Annotated in this window: 7 protein-coding genes; 3 read left to right on the plus strand and 4 right to left on the minus strand. The window is 58.5% G+C overall.

Annotation, left to right across the window (positions count from 1 at the left end; translation table 11 throughout):
- The first annotated feature begins 506 nt into the window (after positions 1 to 506).
- Positions 507 to 1076 carry an SGNH/GDSL hydrolase family protein gene (locus G7A66_RS04425; protein ID WP_174294507.1) on the plus strand — a complete coding sequence of 190 codons (570 nt, stop codon included), beginning with the start codon at positions 507 to 509 and terminating at the stop codon, positions 1074 to 1076.
- 157 nt (positions 1077 to 1233) lie between these two features.
- Here G7A66_RS04425 and G7A66_RS04430 read toward each other — a convergent pair whose 3' ends face one another.
- Positions 1234 to 3375 (minus strand): TonB-dependent receptor, encoded by a 2142-nt coding sequence (locus G7A66_RS04430; protein ID WP_174294508.1) that lies wholly within the window; start codon positions 3373 to 3375, stop codon positions 1234 to 1236.
- 131 nt (positions 3376 to 3506) lie between these two features.
- On the opposite strand from G7A66_RS04430, the gene G7A66_RS04435 reads away from it, so the two are divergent.
- Positions 3507 to 5474, plus strand: coding sequence for an ATP-binding protein (locus tag G7A66_RS04435; protein ID WP_174294509.1), 1968 nt, complete (start codon positions 3507 to 3509; stop codon positions 5472 to 5474).
- The gene (locus G7A66_RS04440) at positions 5471 to 6115 is read left to right on the plus strand and encodes a response regulator (protein WP_174294510.1); all 645 of its coding nucleotides are present in this window, start codon (positions 5471 to 5473) and stop codon (positions 6113 to 6115) included. The genes G7A66_RS04435 and G7A66_RS04440 overlap by 4 nt, the downstream gene beginning before the upstream one ends.
- Positions 6116 to 6411: 296 nt before the next feature.
- On the opposite strand, the gene G7A66_RS04445 is transcribed toward G7A66_RS04440, so the two are convergent.
- From G7A66_RS04445 to G7A66_RS04455, 3 genes are all read right to left on the minus strand, one after another.
- Positions 6412 to 6864: a DoxX family protein gene (locus tag G7A66_RS04445; protein ID WP_174294511.1), complete on the minus strand. Its 453-nt coding sequence runs from the start codon at positions 6862 to 6864 to the stop codon at positions 6412 to 6414.
- A gap of 105 nt (positions 6865 to 6969) precedes the next feature.
- The gene (locus G7A66_RS14470) at positions 6970 to 7455 is read right to left on the minus strand and encodes a LytTR family DNA-binding domain-containing protein (RefSeq protein ID WP_174294512.1); all 486 of its coding nucleotides are present in this window, start codon (positions 7453 to 7455) and stop codon (positions 6970 to 6972) included.
- A gap of 9 nt (positions 7456 to 7464) precedes the next feature.
- Complete coding sequence (locus G7A66_RS04455) at positions 7465 to 7791, minus strand: hypothetical protein (protein WP_174294513.1); 327 nt, start codon at positions 7789 to 7791, stop codon at positions 7465 to 7467.
- Positions 7792 to 7934: the final 143 nt, after the last annotated feature.

Consider the following 7934-nt stretch of genomic DNA (forward strand, 5'->3'; position numbering starts at 1 on the left):
TGATCGACAGATAAACTTACAAGACCCGCCGCTCGGCCGCACTGGCTGGGTGGCGAAACCTCATGGCTTGAACCGTAGCTCTCGAGGGGCATGCTTCGTCTACCAAAGACAAGTTGTGATTAGACCGACAGCACCGCCAATTGCCTGTATCCGGCAATTCCCCGCCATTTCCAAACACTGCTAAAGTAGCAGAAAATAGCCGTTCTGCGGTTCCTCACTGTTCCTCGCCCAAACAGAAGTCCGCGCAATTTTACCATCCTTCACGACCCGAATTCCGGACTTCGGGAAGTATGTTTACACGAAGACGACCGGCAATAATTTCGTCTTCAATTCTGATCCGAGAAACCCGCCGAAGACAGTGCCGTATCAGGTCTTCGTGACCTACGATGCTAATGCATTCACAACAACAATAGAACCACTCGGCAATTTAGCGCGAGCCGGAAATGTGACTTGCATTGGTGATAGTATTTCGTCTGGCTCTGACACGGCTTAATGCGTTCTTCCGGGTGGGCGAACCCGACAGCTTCTGCCAGCTTCTCGACAAGTATTTTCCCAAGCTGAATGTCAGCAACCGTGCTGTGCCGGGTTCGCAAATCAGGTCAGTCTGGCTCGATTACGACGATTACATCAAGCCTTCTGACGACATTTTGATAATCGCCTTCGGGATAAACGACCATTCGAACGGAGCAGAGTATCTTCAAAGATTCGAGGATCGACTCGAAGAGGTTTCTCTCAAAGCTATACAAGAAGGCAAACAAGTAGTCCTGGTTGGCTTCCCGCAGAGGAATAAACTCTGGGAATACGAAGACCCTGCTTCGACAATTGCGTATAACGATGTGGTCGAAGATGTCGCCCTCAAGAACGGAATTCCACTCGTCGATATCTACTCAGCATTCGAGTCAATGGGAGAGAATCGCCAAGTCATCGAGAGAATCTTCGGCGACTTCATCCATCATCCGAATGGTTATGGCCATCGCATCTACTTCTCCTATCTGCTTCCCTACTTCCTTGAGAAGCCAACTCGATCGACAGAAATACCGGAGTATATCGTAGGAGAGTGGTCGGACCGTAAGTAACGGTTCCGTCCACTGTCGGGCCACGACCGTTTTTCTCAGCCACGGGCAGTCCCTTTTCGAGGCAGCAGAACAAGGTTTCCTTCTGTGTGGGATTTCCTCCAAGTTCTGCATATGTTGCATGCACCGAATGAGCAGCAAACGCCTTGATTCGGCAAGATCAGGAAATGTCGGGCTTTTCGATGGCACTCTCCCCGCCGAAGCTGCGCCGCAAGGTGATGCCGAAGCTCAGGTGGCGCTTTCGCTCCCGGAACTCTCTGGCCACCGAGTCCGGCAAAGCTCGATTGGGAGAAAAGATCAACCTCTCACGATTGCCCCCGGTATCGAACAGATTATCGACGTCCAATATGATGAAGGTGCGCGCATCGGGTCGGTATTCGATAAATGCCTCGCCGAATGGGCCGCCGTTGAAGCTGGTGTCGAATTCATCCGTGCGGAAGAAGGTGAAGCGGTCTCCGTCGGCGACCTCGAAGCCGTAGGAGAAATCGCCGGCATCGCGCCGAACGTCCAGGCTCCACTCCCAGTCACGAAAGAACCCGCTGAAGTTGCGCATCTCGCCGCTGATCGGGTCTTCGACGCGGGTTCGCTGTATCTGTCCGCTGAACTTTGCCCGAAGCCCGCTCCACAGATTGCCGAGCGGCGCATCCAGCGTCAGTTTGGCGAAGTAGCGTCGACCGGTCCCGATATTCCCCGGTGCGTCGAATGCCTGCCCCTCGTCGTCGAAGACGAGCACCCGGTCCTGGAGCAGGCTGACGAGATCATGGCCCAGATCGAGCTTCGCCAGGCCCGTGCGGAGGATCGGTCGATCGACCGTCAGCCGGAACTCCCAGGCGCGCTGCGGCACCAGATCTTCGTTGCCGGCGTTGATGCGATCGCTCGACAATTCGGCGGCACTGATGAAGTCGTAGAAATCGAGCTGTGCCACGTTGCGGCGGATGAAGAACTGGGTGTGCCATCCGCCGCCCGGCCTCCAGTCGATCGTCGCGCTGGGCTTGAGAAAGCGAAGCTTTCGGTCAGCAGTTGCGTCGCCGCGCACCTTCAGCCGCGAAAATTCGTAATTCAGCCCGGTATCCACTCGCAATGCAGGGCTGAGCAGGCGGCCTGCGCTGAAGAAAACCTCCCCTCGCGCTTCCTTCACCGTCGCATTGTCGATGGGCAGATCGATCCGCGTCCGCGCTCCGTCCGGACCGATCACGAAGAGTTCGACATCGCTTTCGAGCGTATTCAGCACCGCTTCCCCGCCCGCCTCGAAGGAGAACCCGGCAAGGTCCTGATGCGACCAGCCCAACCGGCCGATCCGTTCGTCCAGTCGGGCCTGCTGCGTTTGTTCGAAGCCGCCGATTACCTGCGCATCGTCGCTCAACAGTCCGTTGTGTCTGCGTGAAGCAGAAAAATTGTCCCGTTCTGCCCGAGTCGCGAGCGCAACCAGCTTGATCGCCCCGCCGGCGAGCGGCCGGGTCATGTCACCGCCCAGTTCGTAAGACGGCTCATTATTGCGTTGTAACAGGATGTTGTCGCGCGGCGGACCGTTGGCAAGTATCACGAGGACATCCTGCTCCACCTCGAAGGTGCTAGGCTCCCATCGACCATTCAGGCGAATCGACTTGTCGGGGGCCTGCTCGAGCGCCCAGCTGCCGGACACATAGGTGTCGCGGTCATCATAGCTGATGAACTTGCGGCGAAATTCCACGAGATCGCCTGTGGCAAGGTCCGTAAGTTCGTCGGTTCCCTCGTCGACGAAGTGATTGTGCTCACTCGCCGCGGCCAGGCTGATGGTCGAAGCTCCGCGCTGGAAAATGACCGAGCCGGCTGCATTGGGCGTGATGCGCCCCGTGAAGATACGTCGGGCTGAGACGGTGACATTGCCGCTGGTTCCTCCCACGCCGGACAGGATCACGTTGAGCACCTGGCTCTTGCCCGAATATTCGGCCCCGAAAAGATCGCCCGGCCCAACTTCCACGCGCAGCACGCTGTCCGCCGGAATACGCGCCAGGGTGGTCTCGAGCGTGGTCGCCTTCGAGCTTGGCCTGACCCCGTTGATGACCACGTTCCCGGCCGCCCCGGCGAAACCCCGGACGTCAGCATCGCCCTCCTCAAGAGAGAAGCCCGGGACCCGGCGCACCATGTCGAGCGCAGTGCTTGGTGCAAAAGGTGCAAAGAATTCCGGCTCGTAGGCGGTGGCGCGCTGCGTGGGAGCTGCGATCGGCGAGGCGTCAACCGGCGGCTGCGTTCCGGGCGGAGTCATCTGTGCGTGCGCAGCAGAGGCGAACAGGGCGGCGGTAATGCTGGCGAACCTCATCATGTCCAGTCCTTCGCTTTGGTTCCTCCCTCTTGCCTCTCTCCTGCGCGCGAAATAAGTGCCGTAGGTCACACCTGCGGGCCATGACTTTTGGCCTATGGCACAGGGGTCGCAGATGTGGCAAAATTCACCTCATGGAAGGTCAGGCACGAAGCTGGGATCAATGGGTCTTCACAGTCGCAGCACTGGCTGTGTGGGCTGCGATGGGCTGGCCATTTTCGCGTGAACTGGTGACCGGAACGATGCGGGGGCCTTTCCCTGTGCCGCCAATCTGGCTTCTTCCCTTTGGCATCTTCGGAGCGACGCTCGTCGGCGGCGCTTTCCTGAAATTGCGGGCCGGGGCTTATTGGGCGCTGCTGTGCGCCCAGCTTGCGGCGGTTGTGGCGATGGCCCTGATCCACCCCAAGGATCTGATGTCGATATTCCTCGTCATCATCGCCTGGCAGGTGGCGATCGCGACGACGCCTGTGAAAGCGATGATCTGGATCGGCTTCCAGTCCCTGGCGATCGTGGGAGCGCTTTCTTTCACTCCGGGCACGCAACTGTCCTACATCTTTATTCTGTCATTGGTGTTGCAGCTTTGCTGCGTACTCACGGCAGAGGCGGTCAAGAGAGAGGCGGCAGCGGCGCGCGCGTTGGCTCAAGCGAACAGCGATATCAGATCCGCACAAGCCATCATCGCCAGCAGGGTTCGCAATACCGAGCGCCTACGGATTTCGCATGATCTGCACGATGCCTGGAGCAACGAACTGACTGCGCTGGGGTGCCAGCTCGACATCGCCGAGAGAGAGGGCGAACCGCAGAGATTGAACAATCACGTGGTGCAGGCAAAAGACATGGCGCGCATTCTTCTGGCGAAGGTGCGCGATGTCGTCGCCACTCTGCGCGTGGCCGAAGAAGCCGGCGGCAACGGGAGTTCCACCGGGCTCACTCATGGCAACCGCTCCGCAGCCATCGCCCCGCTTCAGGCAGGAGGCCTGGACGATCGGCACAGGTGGATCTTTTCAGTCGCCGCGCTGGCTGTCGCGCTTACGCTGGCTTGGCCGGTCCTCCAGATCATTCTCAACGGCATGGTGCCCGCGTCAGCGCCTTTGGCGATCGCGTTTACTGCCTTTGTGACAGCCGTCCTCGGCGCCAGTGTCATGAAGTGCCGGCCGAGCATTCGCTATACACTACTTTGCATTCAGATCATCGCGGTCGCGAGCATGGCTTTCATTTCCTCATGGCCGATGATGACGGCTTTCCTGATTATCGTTGCATGGCAGGTGGGCGTATCGACGAGCTTCGGAAGGGCGCTCGGCTGGGTCGCAATTCAGACAATGGTGGTGATCGGCGCACTAGCCTTGTCGTCCCGTCCCGATCTGTGCTGGGTGATTGCAAAGGCCTTCGCGCTACAACTGCTGTTTGTCGTTGCGGCACAGGCGCTGCGAAGGGAAGAAGCAACGGCCCAAACTTCTGCGCAAATCAATCGCGAGCTCTGGTCCATGCAGACCATAATTGCCAATAACGCTCGCAATGCGGAACGCCTGAATGTCTCACGCGAATTGCACGATGCCTGGGGCCACGAACTGACCGCGCTCGGTTTGCAGCTTGAGATCGCGATCCACGTAGCCGATGCCCACCGCGCCCGAAGCCATGTCGCTCAGGCGAACGAACTCGCTCGCGCCTTGCTCGGCAAAGTGCATGATGTCGTGGTGACGCTGCAGGAGGATGAACGCCGCGGCTTGAAGAATGCGCTGGAAGGGCTTGCGCGAAGCGTTCCGAGTCCGGTGGTCCATGTCGCTTTCGATCCGGACGTGCAGGTCAGCCCCGAACAGGCCCATGCCTTGATGCGCTGCGCGCAGGAGGCCGTCACCAATGCGATCAGGCACTCCCACGGATCCAATCTGTGGCTTCATGTGGCCTCGGACGCGGAAGGCGTGCGACTGATAGCTCGTGACGATGGCAGCGCGCGTCCCGCTGCGCCCTCCTCCGGCTCCGGGCTTCTCGGCATGCGCGAGCGGCTTGAGAGCCTCGGCGGACGCCTGGCGGTCAGAACGGGAGGGGAACCTGGCTTCACGGTCGATGCCTGGCTGCCTTCGGTTGCGCCGCAAACCGCATGATCCGGGTTGTGATCACCGATGACCAGACGCTGGTCCGACAGGGTATACGCGGAATGCTCGAGCTGTTGCCTGACATCGAAGTCGTCGGAGAGGCGACTGATGGCGAAGAGGCAGTGGAGCGGGTCCCGGAACTCGCGCCCGACGTGCTCCTCCTCGACATTCGTATGCCCCGGATGGATGGGGTCGCAGTTCTAAAGACCCTTGGCGAGGCGGGTGCGCTTCCGCCCACTTTGGTTTTGACAACTTTCGACGATGGCGACGCCGCGTTCAGGGCCATCAAGGCAGGGGCCAAGGGGCTGATGCTCAAGGATGTCTCGCTGGAGGATCTGGCCCGTGCCATTCGGGCGCTGGCCAACAGTGGAACGGCCTTTCAGCCCGCCATGACCGAAAGTCTTATGGCTGCAATCCGGCGAGGCCATACGCCGTTCTCCGATAACCCTGCCGCCGAGACGTTGACCTCCCGAGAACGCGAGGTCCTGCATCTGATCTGCGCAGGCTACAGCAACAAGGAGATTGCCGATCTGCTGGCGCTGGCGGAGGGGACTGTGAAGAACCACGTCTCCAACCTCCTGCTGAAGCTCGACGCGCGCGATCGGACCCGTGCAGCTCTGAAAGCATTGCAGCAGGGCCATCTCGGCTAAATAATAGGCTTCAGAGCATTCGCACGAAAGAGCGAAATTCAAGATTTGAAAGCTGTCGAGGGGTTGCAGGTCTGGCGGAGCCGCGAGACCGGGTTCGCGTTAGGGCCTGCTAGCGACGACCGCTCACGGACCCGATGGCAAAACAAACTCGGCAATCTCTATCTGGGACAGGAAATCAGCGGGGGTGAGCTGCTGGCGGTAGGCAGACAACCCGGTCAATGCCGCGAGAGATCATTCGGTTTTAGAACGGACTGAGCAGTTGGCCTGGATGATCTCCATCATCGCTGACTCCTGCGCTAAGTGCGTTCATCAGACTTCCCGAGCTTGTGGTCGATGCTGAATCGCCCCGCTCCCCGCACTCCGAAATAAAGTCCAAGGAACACCAGGACAGCCGCGGGCCAGATCTGGGGCACGTCCTGGCCCCAATGGACCATGACAAGCGCGACGATAAAGTTGAAGGTGGTAACCAAGCCGAGCCAGCGCGTGAATACGCCCAAGACAAATCCAATGCCCGCGATAAACTGCGCATAAACGGACAAGGGTGCCAAGAACTCGGGATTGCTAAACCCGAATTGCAGCATGAACGCTTCAAATTCGCCCATGCGTTCGGCGCTGAAAACGTTGTCGTGGCTCTGATATATGAGGAAGGCCCCGGTAACACACCGTAGCAACAACAATCCGAAATCTGAAAATCGCTCGAGGTCATCCAGCAACAGCAAGCTAGCAATTCGGTTATGGGTTTGAGGCATCGTTAACTCCTTCATGTCTTCCTAGGTCATGCTGAGGAGAAACGAACCGCCTCCGCGATGAATGACACGCGGGAACGACGAATGTCACCTGCTCGACGCCGGGCATCAGACCCGTTTGCGCAATTCACCTAGCCCTCGAACATAACTGCGGCCTGCAGGCACACTCGACCCGTCCTTCAACGTTAGCGAGAGCGCTCCGCTCTGCCGCCTGGTAACCGAGACGATCGCTTCGCGGCGAACCACCGCTGATCTGTGAACCCGAATGAAATTCGGTCCCAATCCGCTTTCCAATTGCGCAAGCGTGCGGCGAATCATCCCGCTTGAACCAGATGCATGTAACAGCGCATAATCGCCCTGCGCTTCGACCCACTGAATGTCTTCGGCGCGCAATTTCAGGTGCTTGCAGCCGTTCGTGGCCCGAAACGCCTGCACGGTCGAACCGTCCCGCGACGGGCCTGTGGAGGGATCATCGTTTTCGGGGACAGGATTGCCTAGATCGATCCGCCGCAGGGATTTTTGTAGATCCTGCCACTTCTGATGATAAGTCAGCGCGAAATGGATCGCGATCCAAGCAGCAAAATATCCGGTCACGATCAAAGCCTAAACAACACATTCGCGATGGGTCATCGGGGCGACGCCCTCATTGGGCGCCATTGCACAACTCGCTTTCAGAAACAGCGAATGCGCCAGTGGCATTATGCTCAAGGCAGCTCCTGACGCGATCATTCGAGCGCGGACACTGTCGGTTTTTTCCAGCATACGAGTGAGCAGGAAAGCCATCGTGGCCGCAAACGCGAAAGCTGCCAACCGGTGGCCCCCGGCGAGATGAAACGGCAGTTCACCGACGGCGTGGGCGCGCAAAGAGTTGACGAGAAACGCAAAGGTCCAGAAGATAAATAATAATTTTAATGTTCTATAATCCCGCATTTACCCTCCAAAAACTTACCTTTACGATGTGAAGCGTCATCTAGGGTCCGGACCCATAAACAGGATTCACAGCGGCATTGGGATGTGATTCATGAGCCTCCAGTGAGGAGGCATGTGGATGGCAAATTTCTTCTGGTTCTCGG

The sequence above is a fragment of the Alteripontixanthobacter muriae genome (assembly GCF_013336795.1).
GTDB classification, from domain to species: Bacteria; Pseudomonadota; Alphaproteobacteria; order Sphingomonadales; family Sphingomonadaceae; genus Pseudopontixanthobacter; species Pseudopontixanthobacter muriae.